Source organism: Cryobacterium sp. Y11 (genome assembly GCF_002929535.1).
Classification (GTDB): domain Bacteria; phylum Actinomycetota; class Actinomycetes; order Actinomycetales; family Microbacteriaceae; genus Cryobacterium.
This window is the reverse complement of sequence record NZ_PJJO01000050.1, coordinates 1-16,518: the sequence shown is the minus strand read 5'-3', so window position 1 is coordinate 16,518 and position 16,518 is coordinate 1. Positions and strand designations below refer to the sequence as shown.

The 16,518-nt window shown below is 61.7% G+C and carries 17 protein-coding genes; 6 read left to right on the top strand and 11 right to left on the bottom strand.

What is annotated here, in order from left to right; genetic code table 11:
* Positions 1–360 precede the first annotated feature (360 nt).
* The 8 genes from CXY75_RS04585 to CXY75_RS20370 form a co-directional block, all read right to left on the bottom strand.
* Positions 361–1,362 carry a hypothetical protein gene (locus tag CXY75_RS04585; RefSeq protein ID WP_104081670.1) on the bottom strand — a complete coding sequence of 334 codons (1,002 nt, stop codon included), beginning with the start codon at positions 1,360–1,362 and terminating at the stop codon, positions 361–363.
* The gene (locus CXY75_RS04580; protein WP_104081669.1) at positions 1,359–1,715 is read right to left on the bottom strand and encodes a GntR family transcriptional regulator; all 357 of its coding nucleotides are present in this window, start codon (positions 1,713–1,715) and stop codon (positions 1,359–1,361) included. Before CXY75_RS04580 ends, CXY75_RS04585 begins: the two co-directional genes overlap by 4 nt.
* Positions 1,716–2,181: 466 nt before the next feature.
* Positions 2,182–3,282, bottom strand: a complete 1,101-nt coding sequence (locus tag CXY75_RS04575) for a hypothetical protein (protein WP_146069368.1) — start codon at positions 3,280–3,282, stop codon at positions 2,182–2,184.
* Between the two features lie 98 nt (positions 3,283–3,380).
* Positions 3,381–4,871 (bottom strand): hypothetical protein, encoded by a 1,491-nt coding sequence (locus CXY75_RS04570; RefSeq protein WP_146069367.1) that lies wholly within the window; start codon positions 4,869–4,871, stop codon positions 3,381–3,383.
* A gap of 7 nt (positions 4,872–4,878) precedes the next feature.
* Entirely contained in the window at positions 4,879–5,115 is a 237-nt protein-coding gene (locus CXY75_RS04565; RefSeq protein ID WP_146069366.1) for a hypothetical protein, read from the bottom strand.
* A gap of 527 nt (positions 5,116–5,642) precedes the next feature.
* On the bottom strand, positions 5,643–6,251 hold the full coding sequence (locus CXY75_RS04560) for a hypothetical protein (RefSeq protein WP_104081665.1): 609 nt from the start codon (positions 6,249–6,251) through the stop codon (positions 5,643–5,645).
* A complete protein-coding gene (locus tag CXY75_RS04555; RefSeq protein ID WP_199182364.1) occupies positions 6,238–6,816 on the bottom strand; it encodes an RNA polymerase sigma factor in 579 nt (192 codons plus the stop codon). The genes CXY75_RS04560 and CXY75_RS04555 overlap by 14 nt, the downstream gene beginning before the upstream one ends.
* 378 nt (positions 6,817–7,194) lie before the next feature.
* Positions 7,195–7,692 carry a hypothetical protein gene (locus CXY75_RS20370; protein ID WP_104081662.1) on the bottom strand — a complete coding sequence of 166 codons (498 nt, stop codon included), beginning with the start codon at positions 7,690–7,692 and terminating at the stop codon, positions 7,195–7,197.
* 276 nt (positions 7,693–7,968) lie between these two features.
* On the opposite strand from CXY75_RS20370, the gene CXY75_RS04540 reads away from it, so the two are divergent.
* Positions 7,969–8,292 carry a putative quinol monooxygenase gene (locus CXY75_RS04540; RefSeq protein WP_104081661.1) on the top strand — a complete coding sequence of 108 codons (324 nt, stop codon included), beginning with the start codon at positions 7,969–7,971 and terminating at the stop codon, positions 8,290–8,292.
* Between the two features lie 73 nt (positions 8,293–8,365).
* Entirely contained in the window at positions 8,366–9,004 is a 639-nt protein-coding gene (locus CXY75_RS04535; protein ID WP_104081660.1) for an MBL fold metallo-hydrolase, read from the top strand.
* 208 nt (positions 9,005–9,212) lie between these two features.
* Here CXY75_RS04535 and CXY75_RS04530 read toward each other — a convergent pair whose 3' ends face one another.
* Complete coding sequence (locus tag CXY75_RS04530) at positions 9,213–10,031, bottom strand: SDR family oxidoreductase (RefSeq protein WP_104081659.1); 819 nt, start codon at positions 10,029–10,031, stop codon at positions 9,213–9,215.
* Positions 10,032–10,127: 96 nt separating this feature from the next.
* Positions 10,128–10,793 carry an SDR family NAD(P)-dependent oxidoreductase gene (locus tag CXY75_RS04525; RefSeq protein WP_104081658.1) on the bottom strand — a complete coding sequence of 222 codons (666 nt, stop codon included), beginning with the start codon at positions 10,791–10,793 and terminating at the stop codon, positions 10,128–10,130.
* Between the two features lie 434 nt (positions 10,794–11,227).
* Between CXY75_RS04525 and CXY75_RS04520 the strand changes: the two genes are divergently transcribed.
* The 4 genes from CXY75_RS04520 to CXY75_RS04510 all read left to right on the top strand — a co-directional run bounded on the left by CXY75_RS04520 (position 11,228) and on the right by CXY75_RS04510 (position 14,702).
* Positions 11,228–11,899 carry a hypothetical protein gene (locus CXY75_RS04520; RefSeq protein WP_104081657.1) on the top strand — a complete coding sequence of 224 codons (672 nt, stop codon included), beginning with the start codon at positions 11,228–11,230 and terminating at the stop codon, positions 11,897–11,899.
* Positions 11,900–12,242: 343 nt separating this feature from the next.
* The gene (locus CXY75_RS19730; protein WP_158251120.1) at positions 12,243–12,389 is read left to right on the top strand and encodes a hypothetical protein; all 147 of its coding nucleotides are present in this window, start codon (positions 12,243–12,245) and stop codon (positions 12,387–12,389) included.
* A gap of 153 nt (positions 12,390–12,542) precedes the next feature.
* Positions 12,543–13,457, top strand: a complete 915-nt coding sequence (locus tag CXY75_RS04515; RefSeq protein ID WP_104081656.1) for a DUF808 domain-containing protein — start codon at positions 12,543–12,545, stop codon at positions 13,455–13,457.
* A 153-nt stretch (positions 13,458–13,610) separates the two neighbouring features.
* Positions 13,611–14,702 (top strand): SDR family oxidoreductase, encoded by a 1,092-nt coding sequence (locus CXY75_RS04510; protein ID WP_104081655.1) that lies wholly within the window; start codon positions 13,611–13,613, stop codon positions 14,700–14,702.
* Positions 14,703–14,855: 153 nt separating this feature from the next.
* On the opposite strand, the gene CXY75_RS04505 is transcribed toward CXY75_RS04510, so the two are convergent.
* Positions 14,856–15,704 carry an alpha/beta fold hydrolase gene (locus tag CXY75_RS04505; protein ID WP_104081654.1) on the bottom strand — a complete coding sequence of 283 codons (849 nt, stop codon included), beginning with the start codon at positions 15,702–15,704 and terminating at the stop codon, positions 14,856–14,858.
* Between the last annotated feature and the right edge of the window lie 814 nt (positions 15,705–16,518).

Genomic DNA, 16,518 nt, shown 5'->3' with positions numbered 1-16,518 from the left:
TGTTATTTACGTTTCCAGCAGTTCGCGTTGCAACTCAACATGCGGCACGTCCCAGTCCCTTTCGTATCCACCGCAGGGATGATGCCATGACATCGTGCCGTAAATTTCGTGCAGTCTCGGTGATGTGGATCGATCGCGAACTAAATTCGCACGACTAGAAAGCAACTAACCTTGCGCGGTCCTGTTCTTCTCGTTCGCTTCTGAGGATTGACTCATGACCCCACTCGCCCAGATCGGTTCGCCTGCAGGCCTGCGGACGCGGATCCCGTGTTTGCCGAGTGTCTAGAAACCCTAGACATACAAGATCCGGAGCTTCTGACGCGGATCGCCCGAAAGAAGCCCCGCGGCCGGTTATTCCCGTCATGGCTTGCTTTCTATCTGCCTCTCCGGCGCTGCAGCATTTCCGTCTCGAAGTGTTGCCAGCAAGGCTGCCGGCGTTTCGGGATCGTCGAGACTGATTGCGAACTGCTTATCGTTTCGCGTGGTCACGACTAGCCCGGGACCCTTCCTCAAAATGATCGCGGATCGTCCGGGCATGATTCGATACCCCCACCCGCCCCACTCCATGGGCTGAAGATCAGCGGCCTCGACGACAGCAATGGCGTCTAAGCGAATGCGTTTAAACGGAATCCGAAAAATGGTCGAGACCACCCGCAGACCTCGCCAATCTGCAGTCACGCGCAACCGGACAAACGATGCGACTAAGACAACGGCGACGGCTATCGCGGCTATGCCAACGATCTGGTCCAAAGCCTGCCCGGCGATGATTGCTGGCCCATAAAGGACGGAACCGAGAATGATCAGTCCGATTGCAACCCACAGGAACATGTTTCCCGCGATCGTTTGAGACCAAGCACCGATAGCGCTGGGCGCGAATTCGATGCGCCTTTCGACATCTGTCGCCTTGAGTCGGGGCTTTGGTGCGATAAGGAAGGGGATGATCCCATAGCCAGCGGCGGCGAATAACACGATGACCCATGCCCCGAGGACGACTTCATACGGGTCGCCGACCTGCATCGTCAAGGCCGCCGAGAGCAACCAGGTGGCGGCACCCATCCCGCCGAATACGCCGAGGAAGAAATAGGCACCTCGCCGGGCCCGCGCGCTCATTCCGGGCCAGACGCTTATCGCGACTCCGGCGACGGCCGGCACGCCCGTCAGTCCAAGGTTCAGGGCGAGCAAGGCTCCCACGGCCATTGCGTCGTCGGCCGGCCCCGACCCCGACCAGTGCGAGGCGAGCTCAGCGGGAAGGCGATCCTTCCAGACCCACCACGAGATGATCACCACCAGCACCGGTACGCATGATGCGGCTCCCGCGAGAACCCTCCGGATCATCTCGGCACTCACGTTTTTCTCACTCATGTAATTTCACCCCTCTGGATCAATCGCAAAATATCTGACCGGGTCAATCCCAGCTTTCGCGCCTCGTGCGTAAACTGTGCGGCCAGCTCGGTCACGCGAATAAGCCCAGAGCCAGCGTCCTTGCGCACGAACGTCCCGCGCCCCTGACGCATTTCAATCACCTCGTCGTTTCGCAACTCCGCATATGCGCGCAACACCGTGTGCATATTCACGCGCAAAGACTCAGCCAGATCACGTGCCGGAGGCAGCCGGTCACCCGGTTTCAGATCGCCGTTCACCACCCCGGAACGCACCTGCACGGCAATCTGCATCGCCAGTGACACCGACGAAGACGCATCCACCACGAACAACATGTTTACAACGCTACTAGAACAATCGAGTCTCATAAAATCTGATGCTGTCGCACATCCAAAAGCCCAGGCAGCTACTGCCAACCTCTTATGCCACATGCATCCGCCCCGGTGCCGCCAAGTGAAACGTGACGCTGCGCCTGCCCACTGATCAGGGGATTCTATTGATCGAAGCAACACCTACTTTTTAGGTGGTTTGAAATGCTTCACAGTTCTTCGCCAGCAGCAGGTGTCCGGTTTCTCGCCTCCATCGTGCAGGGCCGCGGTCTCAAACCGTCCGCCCGCGACGCGGGATCGGGCCATGGGTAATCAAGCGTATTCGTCGAAAGCGAAGCGAAAGATGTTTCGGGACAGCGGCATTCATGCCCTGATCCCGGAGCAATCTGACCAGGTCGCCAACCGGCAACGACATGAAGTCGGAGGCAAATTCACGGCTCGGCGAGCGGATGACTCGGGCACGACCTCAGGTTCAGTCCAGCAGCGTGTAGGACGACAACCCCGATGCTCCGCCGATGACGAAGGTATTCTCGCCGGTTTCGAGACCGCCCATGCGCACAGCGCCGGCCGAGTAGGCGGTGCCTTCAATCGCGACGAGGTCACTCGTGCACGGGAATTCATCGTACCCGGAACCATACGCAAAAACGTCTCCGCTGCTCTGCTGCATCGCTTCGAATCCGTCGCGGTACTGACCACAGGCGAAGATTGCGCCGTCGGGAAGGTCGGTGACGTCGCCCGTGAGCGCATTGACCAGGCTGAGTGTTCCGGCCACGTTGACCGCCCGGATTGCGGATGCGGACAGATCCCAGTTCCAACCGCCGTCGCTCGAGTAGCCCTCAGCAAAGATGTCACTGTAGGGAATCTGCCATGCGATGGCGCCGTCGGCGCTGTAGCCGAGTTCTTCCACCCCGTCGGGGGTGCGCGCGTTGGTGGAGAAGAGGCGGTCATTGAGCATGCGGGCTTTAGCGGGCATCACCACATCGGTATCGGCCACGATGGTGCCGCCTTTGGGGTCGACGTGAAACTTAGCTTTGTCGGCGTCGTGGGCCGCTTGGAGAAATCCGGTGAAGCACACGGCGATGTCATCGGCGCAGGCAGCTGGCCGCTGGGTCGCCCAGACCATGTTGTTGGTGATGGACGTCGAGATGCCGGAGCCGATCTCCGCGATCACGAGCTCGGTCCAGCCGGAGTCATCGCCCACGATCGGGCTCAGGTAGGTGACGAAGGATTTTCCGCCCGACTCCAGGCCATCCAGGTTGACCACGACGCCCTGGGTCGCGGCGCCAACGGCCGCAACATCGCGCCAGACCTCGACGCCGCTCGTGGCATCCCACGCGATCACGTTGAGTGCGCCGTCCGCAGCCGCGACATACGATGCGACGTAGCCGTTCTGGTAGATCGGTTTTCCAACAAGGTCGACATCGATCGTCCACGTCGGCTCGATGGGGGTTACGAAGTCGGTAACGGCAGCCGCCGTGGTCGGTTTCGGTTCTGCAGTGGTGGTGGCGCATCCGCTCAACGCGGCGATGACGATCATCCCGCTCAATGCGGTTTTCGTGACCTGCCGTGACATAGATTCCCTGTGGTTCGTCGATCGTCTCCGATCGCGAACACAGGACCTTCGATAACTATGCCGTATTGCGGGCGAGCGAATTCTCCGATGCGCCCGGATCAGTCGGACAGTGTGTAGGACGACAGCCCCGACGCTCCGCCAATGACGAAGGTGTTCTCGACGGTTTCTCGGCCGGCCATACGCACGGCAGCGGCAGAGTACGCGTTGCCTTCGATCGCGATCAGGTCGCTCGTGCACGGAATCAAATCGCTCCCGGCGCCATACTCCGACATGGTCTCGGTCTCGGTTTCGAGGCTCGGCGCCTGGAACGGGTCCCGAGGGTCGTTGCACGCCAGAATCGCACCGTCAGGCAGATCGCTGGCCTCACCCCGCAGGATATCGACCAGTCTGGCCGTGCCGGAGATATTGACGGGTCGCATGCCCGAAAGGCTTTGAAAGGAGAGATCGGAAGTCGGTGAGTCTAAGCCTGCATCGCCCAGCGGTGACGTCCAGACGACCTCGCCAGAAAGCGGATCCACGCCCAACAGATCGATGTCGTAATCTGCCCGTGTTGTTTCCATGGTGGTGCCGTCGGATCCGAATGCGTTGGTCGTCGTTCCCGCGTTCATGCGACACAGGGGAACCAGGCCGTCGATGAGCTCTAATTCGCTCGCATCCCCCCAACAGTTCTCAGCACCGGCGAGGCGCCAGAGCACCTCACCGCTCGCAGGGTTGAGACCGACCACCGTTTGGAGGGTCGCATTTGCCACATACTCACTGCCGTAGGTTCTGTCCCGGTCGACGAAATGACCCTCACCCACAATCACCGCATCCGAGGCGAAAATTCCCCAGTGTGTGCCGCCGTCGGCTGAGTAGCCGTCACCAAACACCTCACCGTACGGAACTTGCCACACGATGGCACCGCCGGCGCTGTACCCGAGCTGTTCAATTGCGCCGTCCGACCGGTCATTGGTGGAGAAGAGGTTCGCACCGATCCTGCGTGCATTTGCGGGCACGACGTCGGTATCGACGACGATGGTGCCTGAATCGGGCTCACTGCGAAACCCTGCACTGTCGCCACCCGCTGTCTCCTTCAGGAATCCGGAGAAACACACCGCGGTTTGATCGGCGCAAACGGTCGGGATCGTCTGCGCCCAGATTTCACTGTCCATGCCGATCGTTGAGGTAGCAGTGCCAATCTCTGCGATCATAAGGTCGGACCAGCTGTCTGCGTCGTCCGGGTTCGACGACGGGCTCAGGTAGGTGACGAAGGACTTTCCGCCTGATTCCAAGCCGGCCAGGGTGATGAGGCCGGAAGAGGTAGCCCCTAACCCTGCGATGTCGCGCCACACCTCAGAGCCAGTGGCCGCGTCCCACACGACCACATGGAGCGCTCCGTTTGGGGCCGCAACGTATGAGGCGACGAAGCCGTCGTGGTAGATCGGATACCCGACCAGATCGGCCTCTGCGGTCCAGGTCGGCTCGATGGGTGCCACTAAATTAAAGGGATCGGTGGTCGCGGCCGACTCTGGTGCGGGCACCGAGCATCCGCTCAACACCAGAATGGCCATGAGGCCGATTAAGGCAGTTGTCCCAAAACGCCGCGACATGGTTCCCCTACAGTTTGTCGATCACCCCGATTGCAAAAAAACGATCGTCGCCAGTTATGCCGCACAGGTAGCCTTCGCTTGCACAGAGCCGTGAGTTCGTATTCGCGCTTGCGGCTGGAAAATAGCGCATGGTGCAGTCGCTGTCGATGCTGTCACCCTCGCCGTCGATCCAGCCGAAGGCAAGCGTCTCCGACACTATAGTTCGTCGTAACTCGGGCCCGTCCTGCCCGACGATTTCTTCCACGACACCACCCAAACGGATGCCGCGCGTCAAATGCTGCGCCAGCCATGCTCGCCATTCAGCACGGTACTCCGGCTAAAATCGGGGCATCTCGTCGCTCATTCTGCCGAACATACCCGTGCGCAAACCGCACAGAAACCGGTGGTGCGGGGAATGCGCCGCCAGGTGCTGCGCAGAGTCAGCCCAAGCCGATGCGATTCAACGGTCTGGTCGGAACAAAAAGAAATCGCTTCTGAGGATTCTTCGGAGCAATTTCTTGTTCAAGTGGATGCTGCGCGAGCGTCTGCCCGGTATCCGAGGCGTTTGGCTGCCGGACTGGCGAATTTGAGTCAGACACGCCTCACTTGCCGGCGAGAATATGGAAAATATAGCCTGGACTGTCGTCCTTGGTCAGCACCATAACTCCAAACGACCGGCGGCTGGCCCCGCTCACACGGCGACGGCGTCGTGGGGCTTTTGGGAAATGCCACCGCGCTCGCAGTGACCGCCGTGGCATCTCGTTATCAGGGCGATTCCCCGCACTGTTCCCGTCAGCCGGGGAACGCTGCGTCGTAGACCGCGCGGAGCTCGGCACTGTCGGCCCCGGTGACGCCGCACCCGGTGATCGTTCCATCGACTGCGCCGACGAGATAGCTCTGGCCGGCCTCGAAGGGTACGCCCGAGAAGTCTGAAGTCATGGCATCGACCTGCGCCACCTCGACGCGGTCAGCGACGTCGCCGCCGAAGCGCTCCGTGACGTCCAGCACAACGGTGTCGCCCTGGACCGACAGCACCGTCGCGGCGAACGCTTGCTCCTGCGCAGCTACGGTCGCCGGCTCAAGCACGAGGCAGCTTCCACTCGCGAGGCCTCCGTCCGTGGGAGGCCGCAGCGACTCGACGGTAGGTTCTGGGCCACCGAAAACGAGGGGCGCGACGATCGCAGCAGCGATGGCGAGGCCGGCGGCGACACCAACCGCCGGCATCCACCGCCGAAAGGCACGTCGCGGCGCCTCGGGGGTCACGGTTGTAGTGGTGGAGGACTGGTCGGTCATGATCTGCTCTATTCTGTGGTCGAGCCACGTCGGCGAGGCAGGGAGCAGCGCGCGGGCCGGATCGGCGGCGCGCAGCTGATCGCGCAGCGCACGGTCATCGTCGTGCATTCTCGCTCCCTTCGTCGTAAGTGATATGTCCGGTCGCGCTGACGGATTTCAGTAGCTCCTGCTTAAGGCGCGCCTTAGCCCGGTGAAGACGGATCGCCGCTGCGTTGGCGCTGATGCCGAGCACAACAGCAAGCTGCGGACTCGTCAACTCGTCCCACGCCCACAGCCGCAAAATCTCGGCGTCGTTTCGACGCAGGCAGGCAAGAGCGGCAGTCACGCGGGCCGCCTCGACGGTGCCATCGCCGCTGGATGCTGCGGGGTTCTCGTCCGCAGCATCCAGCGGCGGGTCGATGGCGATAATGCGGCCGATAAGACGGATGCGGCGACGCTCGGCACGTTGGGCGTTGCTGAGGCACTGCCGCGCGACGACGATCGCCCACGGGAGGGCATCGTCGGGCACCTCATCGAGGCGGCGCCAGCACACCAGAAGGGTGTCGCCGATCACGTCGTCGGCCGTCGCGGCGTCGGTGCGGCGGTACAGGTAGCGGCGCACAGGGTCGACGACGAGCTCGACGAGTTTGCGCATCCGCTTCCCACGCTCGGCGTCGGTGTCAGTGTCGGTCACAACTCTCATACTGAGGCATGTCCGGCAAAGCCGCGGGGATTTCATGCGAGGTTTTCTCGCACCGTACTACCCTGTCAACTCCCGCCCGTGCCACGTCGATGCCTCTCGGCGTGGGCCTTGCGGCCAAGAGAGGTCTGGATGCTCGATGCAGTGTCAAAGGCCGCATCATCGACGATTTGTTGCTACCGCTCAAGGACATCCACTCACAGTGCGGTGACCGCTGGCAGTTCAGGAGGCTGCGCACGGCCGCGCTCCGCGCCGCGGTCACCTAAATCCCGACCAAGCGTTGAGTGCTGATTTCTGCGAAGTGGAGAAAAACCGCGCGCAGTGCGGAGGAAAAACACTTCCCGGTATTCTCTCGATCCGCGCCCTGCTGGGTTACGTGAACAGCCCACATTTGGGCCGTTCGCGAAACTCTTCACGAAACCGCCCGGTCGGAACAAAAAGAAATCGCTCCTGAGACTTCTCAGGAGCGATTTCTTGCTTAAACGGATGCTGCTGCGCGAACCTCGACCGGCCATTCGCGGCGTTTGGCTGCCGGACTGGCGATTCTGGGCCTTTCAGGGCACGTCGGATTGTCCAGAACGCTAAGGGTTTGCCCTCTCGGACGGTACAAGTGGCCTCGATGGGCCGGTTTAGGTTCTCCGGGGAGATCCGCCGGTCCCATCGGATAGTGTGCGCGCTGTGGCCGTACCTGACGGCGTCACCGCTGGCGGGTAGGTCCCGGTGTACAGAGTCATAGAATTCCCGGTCGCGGCGTCGGACGAGCGCCACGCCCGGTTCGCCGAACGTCTGCTTCTTCGTGTTGGCTTTGATTTTGTCGCTGATGAACGCGGTGATCTTGTGGAGGCTGAAATTGGTCAGCAGGATCGTCACGGTGATTTGAGCGGTGCCTTAAGAGGACTGTCGGCGACTGCACGAAGCCCTCCTCTGGCGCTGCCGTCGTACCCGGGACACGTAGTTTTAGTGGCGATCGCAGGCATAGACCCAGTCGTCGTGCAGTGCGGAGAACTTCCCGACGAGCCCGGCGCCGAAACATCCATCATCCAACTGCCACTATCGGCGGCCCCACCTAAACTAGGACAACTCACCGTCAGGTTTTTAGGAAGCGCCACCATTCAATGGGACGTGACCGACGAAAGGAACCATTCCATGATTTTCATCGTTGCCAAGTTCACTGTAAAACCAGAGTGGAGTGATCGCTGGCTGGACCTCACACGAGACTTCACAGAGGCCACGCGCCAAGAACCAGGCAACCTGTGGTTCGATTGGTCGCGCAGTGTTGACGATCCTCACCAGTTCGTCCTCGTCGAGGCATTCCACGATGACGCCGCGGGAGCTCACGTGAACAGCAGTCACTTCTCGGCGGCTATGAAGGCCATGCCTCAAGCGCTCGTGAAGATTCCAGAGGTCATCAGCGAGCGTATCGATGCTGAAGGTTGGGGCCCATTGGGAGAAATGACGATGCCGCAGTAGCAAAAAAATGGGTGATTGCTGAATTGGTCGACGCCACCGAGCGAGACCAACAACCGGTTACAGGAACAGGACTATGCACGATCTCAATGACCTTACGGTTCGCAGCATCTCAGTGTCTGAGATGAGCAACAACGTGTACGTACTCACTTCGAAATCCAATGGCGCGCAGGTACTGATCGACGCCGCGGACGATGCATCCGCTATCTTCACCCTGCTCGAAGATGCACAGAAAGACACGAGTGCCATCGCCAGGCTGGCCCTCATAATCACCACACACTCGCACTGGGATCATGTGCGGGCACTTGGCGAGGTCAGGGAACTCACGAAGGCACCAACTGCGGCGGGTCTCGACGATATCGCGGACATTGCCGTGCCTACAGACATGCCCTTGCACCACGGGGACGTCAGGTCCATCGAAGGCATTGAACTCGAAGTAATCCACCTGCGCGGACACACCCCCGGGTCGATTGCCGTGCTCTACCGCGATCCGTCTGGTCCCGCCCATCTGTTCACTGGCGATTCGCTGTTCCCCGGCGGAGTTGGGAACACCAACGGTGATGCTGAGCGTTTCACATCGTTGTACAACGACATCGTCACCCGAATCTTCGACTACCTTCCCGACGACACACTGGTGCACCCCGGCCACGGAGCAGGGACAACGATTGGAGCCGAGCGGAGCAAGCTCTCCGAGTGGAAACAACGCGGCTGGTGATGACAAAACCCGCCTTGTCTATGAGTACCTGAAATGGGCGGAAATTCCGCTGCACAAGTGGCGATCACCGCGAATAGCGAATGGGCAACTCACTGACGACCAGAATGGATGCTGACGATTTGATCGGCGGGCCAGGGGGCGTCCAATTCCCGAGGCCCGCGTCAGCGCCACAAGTTTTCAGACGCCGACGATGTCACTCAGCAGAGTCTCAGTGGCCGTGTGCCTCGATCGAAACCGGCTGCCATTCGTTCCACGTCGCCAGGCGTGATTCATAATCCTTCGTGGCGATGTCTAGGGGCGCCTTACCGAAGAAGATGCGCAGTGGCGGCTTTTCCGCGTCGACGACCTTGAGGATCGCGCCGCGGGTGGCCGTAGGATCGCCCGGGTTGTTCGCCGAGGGACGATTCGCCGCGGCCTGTCGGACATCGGCGTACTCCGACATCTGCTTGCTATGTGAGGCGGATGGCCCGGACCAATCGGTCGAGAAGCCACCGGGTTCCACCAGCGTCACGTTGATGCCAAAGCCTGCAACCTCCTGTGAGAGAGACTGCGAGAAACCCTCCAGTGCCCACTTCGACGCATGGTAGATGCCAACAGATGGGAACGCGCTGATCCCGCCAATGCTCGACACCTGGATGATGTGGCCCGAACCCTGCTGACGCATGATCGGCAACGCCGCTTGGGTAATCCACAGGGCGCCGAACAAGTTCGTCTCCAGTTGCGCTCGAGCTTCAGCTTCAGTCACCTCCTCCACCATGCCGAAATGACCGTATCCAGCGTTGTTGATGACAACATCGAGGCGGCTGAAGTGCTCGGCTGCCTTCTGCACGGCCGCGATGCCCGCAGCCTTATCCGTGACGTCAAGCTGAAGAGGCAGAAACGTTTCGGGGTATTCGTCACGGAGGGTGTCGAGTGTTTCCAATTTGCGTGCGGTGCCCGCGACAGAGTCCCCACGCTCCAGCGCGGCCTCCGCCCACTCGCGGCCAAAGCCCTTGGACGCACCTGTAATAAACCACGTCTTGCTCATGAGCAAATTCCTTTCAATAACGTACGCGCACAGACAACGTCTGGCGAGGTTAAGACATTTCTTCTAGAACGGATGCTCATCCGTGAAAGATGCTGTCTAGTCAGCGCTGACCTGGTGGCGAAAGCGATCGCGACGGCTGTGCAGATTCCAGAGGTGCTCAGCGAGCACTGACGGGTCCTTCTCGGGGTCACCGGCGATGATACGCCCGCCGATGATGAGCTGGGAGACCTGGATTCCTTCTTCTGCGAGGACTTCGTTGAGCAGCTGCGCGTAGGCGGCCTGTCCGGCGAATGCGATCGACGTGCCGGTGACATTGCGGCCTGGAGTCACGGCGGATCCACCGTTGACGAAGAGGATGGTGCCTCGGTTGGCGCCGAGAAAACGCATGCCGGGCAGGACCTGGTGAACGGCGGCGACGGGTCCGTAGATGGAGAACTCAATCGGGCCCACGAGGTCGGCCGGAGTGGTCTCCAGAACCGGGCGCATGAAGTCCTTCTGTGGCAACGGGCTGTACTGCAGTACCTCGATCGGGCCGAGAGTCTCTGCGACCTGTTCGAGAGTGCGAGTGATCGAGGCCGGATCGCGCACGTCGGCGGTGAAACCGTGAGCTGAGATGCCCTCGGCCCGCAGTTCGGCGGCGAGGGCATCGACACGTCCCTGGTGGCGGGCGATGAGAGCGACGGTGAAGCCTTCGGCCCCAAAGCGCCGCGCGACGGCGGCCCCGAGTCCTGAGCCAGCTCCGATGATTGCGATAGTAGTCATAGCTGGTACAAGGGCCATGTTGTCCGAGATATTCCAGCGCCCGCGATGTGAGCAACCGTGCGCGACGAGCCGTGGACTGGCACAGCCCGCCGCTGCTTTTGGGTTGGGCCTTGAACTGCTGCCGTCGACAACCTGCGGGCCCTGGTAGGCAAAGCCTTTGAGATCTCTAGGCGCCCCCTCATTGCCAGAGCGGATGTCACCACCCACGCTGGTGCCACGGCCCGGGTCAGTGTGCTGCGGACTCGGCGGGTAGCTGCGGTGCGATGGCTGCGCCCATCAACCAACCCGAGAATGATGACGCAACCGGCGCCGTTCTCGCGGGCGAAGGACGCGCGCGAATAAAACCAATCCATCTGATAGACGGCTACGAACTAACGCTGTCGCATCTAACCATGGGGATCGTCCCGATGGGCGCGAACACAATGGAGTGAATCGTGAAAAAGAACATCAGATTGGTACTCGGAGCGAGTGCTATCGCGCTGGTCGCCGTGTCACTGGGCGCTGTGCCGGCATCAGCACATGTCCCAAAACCCGTGCGCGGCAACGTAGTGCTGACCGCCAACCTCACGGCGCTTAACGGCTCAGGAGCCTCGGGAAAGGCGATCGCGGTCGTTCGCGGCGAGACGATCCGGGCGATCGGCATCCGAGCAAAGGGCTTGACGCCCGATGCTCCGCACGCCCAGCACATCCACTATGGGGAACAGGCACAGAACGAGTGCCCCACCCTGGAGTTGGACAGCAACGGTGACGGGCGACTGAACACCGTGGAGGGTGTTCCGGCCTACGGCCCCGTTGTGGTCTCCCTGAACACCAGTGGAGACACCACGCCGGCCAGTTTTCTGGACGTTTCCCGGTTCCCCGTCTCGAAGAACGGCTCCTATAACTACCTCCGCACCAACATCAGCTTCACGGACGTGGCCGGAATCGGTACCGCCGCGCAGATCGCTGAAGCCATCCGCGACGGTCAAGGCGTCGTCGTGATCCACGGAAACGACTACGACGGCAACGGAACGTACAACCTCAGTGATCCCGAAAATGCGAGCGAACTTGACCCCACCCTCCCCGCCGAGGCGACAGACCCGGTCGCCTGCGGAGTTCTGCACTAGCTGCGAGCCGCCCGGTCAAGGCCCAAGCATCCGTGGCACACCGTTCTCCCTGAGCGGTAATGCGCCATCAGCTAGTTGAGGGCGATTTCGACGAAAAAGTAGCGCTCCCGGCCCTCCCCGACGCCACCCCGTCACGGGAGCAGTCAAGGCTCGCTCCTTCTCGTTAGTCGAGCCGGACGCTTGCCACCAGTCCAGACCGGGCGTGCCGGTCTGGACTAGTGGTGCTAGTTGAGGTGGGCGAGCAGGTAGGGCGCGATCAGCTCCGGGCGCATCGACTCGGGCAAGGCGAGCCCATCGGCATGCCAAGGCTGGCCGCCCGCTCCCGAGCGGGCGGCCGCGAAGAATGAACGGCCTCATCGACCTCACCCAGGTACACGAAGCTCGCATCTGGGCCACCGGCCAGGTAAGGACGCGAGACGTACGCGCCAACCCAATCGCTGTCGACGTCCTTGAGGCCGTCTGGAACCGCGTCGATCAGGGTGGGCGGTGAGCTGCAGTTTAGGTGCCGTGATACTCCGCCCGTCAAATCCACCCCGGTACGCCGCGCCCCATCCCGGTGGCGCAGATGTCGACGACCACCTCCTCACGGTATTCTGGAGAACATTGCCGCTGCCCCACGCGGACCCCATCCAAGGAGAACCAAATGTCAGTCGGTTTGCTCGCCGTCGTTGATGACATCCTCACCGCCGCGCTTAAAGCCAGCGCCAAGACCGCCGGCGTCGTCATCGACGACGCGGCCGTCACCCCGCAATACGTTCAAGGGCTGTCGCCGGCGCGTGAGCTGCACGTCGTCTGGCGCATCGCACTGGGCAGTCTGTTCAACAAGTTCATCATCATCATCCCGCTCGCATTGCTCCTGTCAGCGTTCGCGCCCTGGGTGTTGCCCTGGCTGCTCATTCTCGGCGGTACCTACTTGTGCTTCGAAGGTGCGGAGAAAGTCACCGAATGGTTCGGCGCTCATCACGCCGCCGGCGAAACCGAATCGCGCGATGAGAGCAAGCTCATCTTCGGCGCCATCCGCACCGACCTCATTCTCAGCACCGAGATCATGCTGATCGCGCTGGCCAGCCTCGACCCCGATTTTGGCATTTGGATGACGCTGGGCGCTTTGGTAGTGATCGGCCTCGGTATGACGGTGCTCGTCTACGGCGCGGTCGCGCTGCTGGTCAAAATCGACGACATCGGCCTGTCGCTCATGAAAAACCCCGCGCCACGGGTGCGCCGCACCGGCGACCGCATCGTGGCCGCCATGCCGGCCGTATTTCGCGTGATCGGTATCATTGGCACGGTTGCCATGCTGTGGGTCGGCGGCCACCTCGTGATCACCAACCTGGCCGAGACTTTTTGGCATGGCCCCTCTGACGTGTTGCACGCCGTCACCGGCGCTGTCGAATCCGCCGGACCCGTCGTCGTCTGGCTAACCGACACCGCGATGTCGGCCGTATTCGGCCTCATCCTGGGCCTGATCATCGTTGTGATCGTTGTCAAAATATCGGGTTGGCTCAAGCGAAACAGGCCAGACGTCGTTGCGGAGGAACACTCACCGCCGCGCGTCTAGTGAGCGCGTTGTCGTCGTTGCCCAACCTCACCTCAAAAACGGATGCCCGCCAGCGGCGGTCGTGCCGCCGCATCCGGCCCGGTCAGCCTCACCCATCACCTGGGCTGCCACGGCGGGAGGAATACCTAGTCCCCCAGAAGGTTGCACCCAGTAATGACTACTTCACCCCAGCCCCGCACCCGCACCGCCCTCGTTGTCGGAGCTTCCGGCATCACCGGATCCGCCGTCGTCGACCAGCTCTCGGCCGAGGGCTGGCAGGTGCTCGCCCTCGCACGCCGCAGCGGCCGCGACCTCCCCGGGGTGCGGTGGATTCAGGCAGACCTCCGCTCCGCCGCCGACCTCCAGCAAGCACTGGCCGACGAGAACCCCGAGCAGGTCTTCTTCACCGCGTGGTCCCGTCAAGAAACCGAAGAGCTCAACATCGAGGTGAACGCCGGCATGGTCCGCGACCTCCTCGCCGCGCTCGCCCACGCGCCGGTTGCCCACGTCGCCCTCGTCACCGGACTCAAGCACTACCTCGGCCCGTTCGAGGCCTACGGGCAGGGCAACATGCCCGACACCCCCTTCCATGAAGACGAACCGCGCCTCGACGTGGCGAACTTCTACTATGCGCAGGAAGACGAGCTGTTCGCGGCATCCGCTCGCCAGGGATTTACCTGGTCGGTGCACCGCTCGCACACCGTGATCGGTCACGCTGTCGGCAACCTGATGAATATGGGCCTCACCCTCGCCGCGCAGGCGTCCCTGTGCAAGCACCTCGGTATTCCGTTTGTGTTCCCCGGCAGCGAGACCCAGTGGAACGGCGTCACCGACATGACCGACGCGACGATCCTCGCTGAGCAGATGGTGTGGGCAGCGACAACGGATGCCGGCGCCAACCAGGCGTTCAACGTGGTCAACGGCGACGTCTTTCGCTGGCGCGCGATGTGGCCGAAGATCGCCGCATACTTCGGCGTCGAGCCGCAGGGTTTCATGAACGAGCCGCGTCCCCTTGAGGTTCAGATGGCCGGCCTGGAGCCGGTCTGGGCCGAACTCGCCGCCGCGAACGGCCTCGTTGAGGCCGACCTGGGGCGCATCGCCTCGTGGTGGCACACCGACGCCGATCTCGGCCGCAACATCGAGGTCTTCACCGACATCACCAAGAGCCGCCTCGCGGGTTTCACCCCGCACCACCGCACGATCGACTCCTTCACCGCCCTGTTTAACCGCTATCGCGCCGAGAATCTCATCCCGACATCAGACTAAAAGGTGGCTCATTCTGCGTTGAGTGGGGTTTTGCGCACGGACCGTATTCGGCCCAGGAACCCCCGGCGCGATCGCGCCGCAATCGTGGTCATCAACCTCGTACTACTGCTGAGAGGGTCCTCCACCGCAGGTGAAGAACCCTCCTTGGTTCAGCTACTTGGCCAGAAAGGCGAGTACGTGCCGGTTCCATTCATCTGTGTGCGACACGATGAGACCGTGCGGCGCGCCTTCGATCAGCACGAGTTCGCTGCCGGAGATGGCCTCGTGCGTGCGCTTGCCACTGACCTCGAACGGCACGATGGTGTCGGAGTCGCCGTGAATCACCAGGGTCGGCACGGTGATTTTCGTCAGATCATCGCGAAAGTCCGTCGTCGCGAATGCTGTCGTGCCGTCGAGGGTGCCTTTCGGTGAGGCCAGCAGAGCGATATCGAGGTTATAGGCAATCTGCTCGGAGCTGACCTGGGGCTTGTTGACCAACGATGGCTTACCCGCTGTGAAGAACATCTGAAGAAATTCATGCAGGAACGCCGGCCGGTCTCCGGTCAAGCCGTCATGGAACCACTGGGCCAGCGCTTCGTCGACACCCCCTTCAGGGTTGTCATCCGATTTCCAGAGGTACGGCGGCACTGCGCTGGCGAAGACCAGCTTCGCAATGCGATCGGTGCCGTAGGTGCTGACATATCGGGCGAGCTCGCCACCGCCCATCGAGAATCCGATCAGGGTGACCTCTCGCAGGTCAAGGGTGTCCAGAACGACCTTGAGGTCGGCAGCGAACGTGTCGTAGTCGTACCCGTTCCACGGCTGTGATGACTGACCGAACCCACGGCGGTCGTAAGTGATGACCCTGTGGCCGGCGTCGACCAGTGCGGGCACCTGGCCCTCCCACGACCTGCCGCTGAGGGGCCAGCCGTGAATGAGCACGACGGGATTGCCGACGCCAACATCTTCATAGTGAAGTTCAACGTCGGTATCGTTCTGAACCGGGACGGTAATGACGGGCATGTTCTCTCCTCGTACGTGAATGGTTGAGCGTCGCGAAGAGATAGTGCCACCGTGCTCGCGGGGGCGCAATCGTCACGAGCGAGATCTGGAGATTACTCTCACGTAACGAGAGGGCTTCGGCGCCGGCACCGCATCCGGCGTCAAGCGCTGTTCCGGGAGTGAGTGAGCTCGTCTCCGGGACGAGATGGGGATTCGGTACGCCAACGCGTGAATCGTCGGTCTCGTTTCAGTGCTGTTCCCAATAATCTTTTTCGAAACCGTGCATCACCGGGTCGTGCCCGCCCAAATCCGCTGTGATGCTTCTTGCATAGTCAATGGTGCCAAGTTGGTGCGCACCCCTGCAACTGGAAAGGGGCGAGTTCCGAAGACGGCCAGCGTTGATCGATGGTGAGCTACGCACGTTGGGAGGGCTGACACAGCCAAAAAAGCGGGCCCTGCGTGCTGTGCACGTGGGGCCCGCCTCGTTCCCGCGAGGGAATTCTTGGTGGGGCTTGCGGGTTGGTGGGGNCCTTGCGGATGGTGACGGGGGTGCCGTCGGTGAAGAAGTTGCGGGCGTGGTCGATGGTGGTTGCGGTGGACGCGATGATGCCGCAGTTGTAGTTGTCGGTGTCGCGGCCGAATTTGTTGTCCTTGATGACGGTGCCTTGCAGCGGACCGTAGGTCTTCTGTGCGATGTTCACGGTGCAGTGTCCGCCGTCGGCGTAGTTGTTGGTGAAGCTGAAGTTGGAAACCTTTCCGCGGTCCTGCGTGACCTGCACAGCGGCGCTGTAGCTGCCGGTCAAGCGGTTACCGTTGATTTTGATGTTGTTGCCAA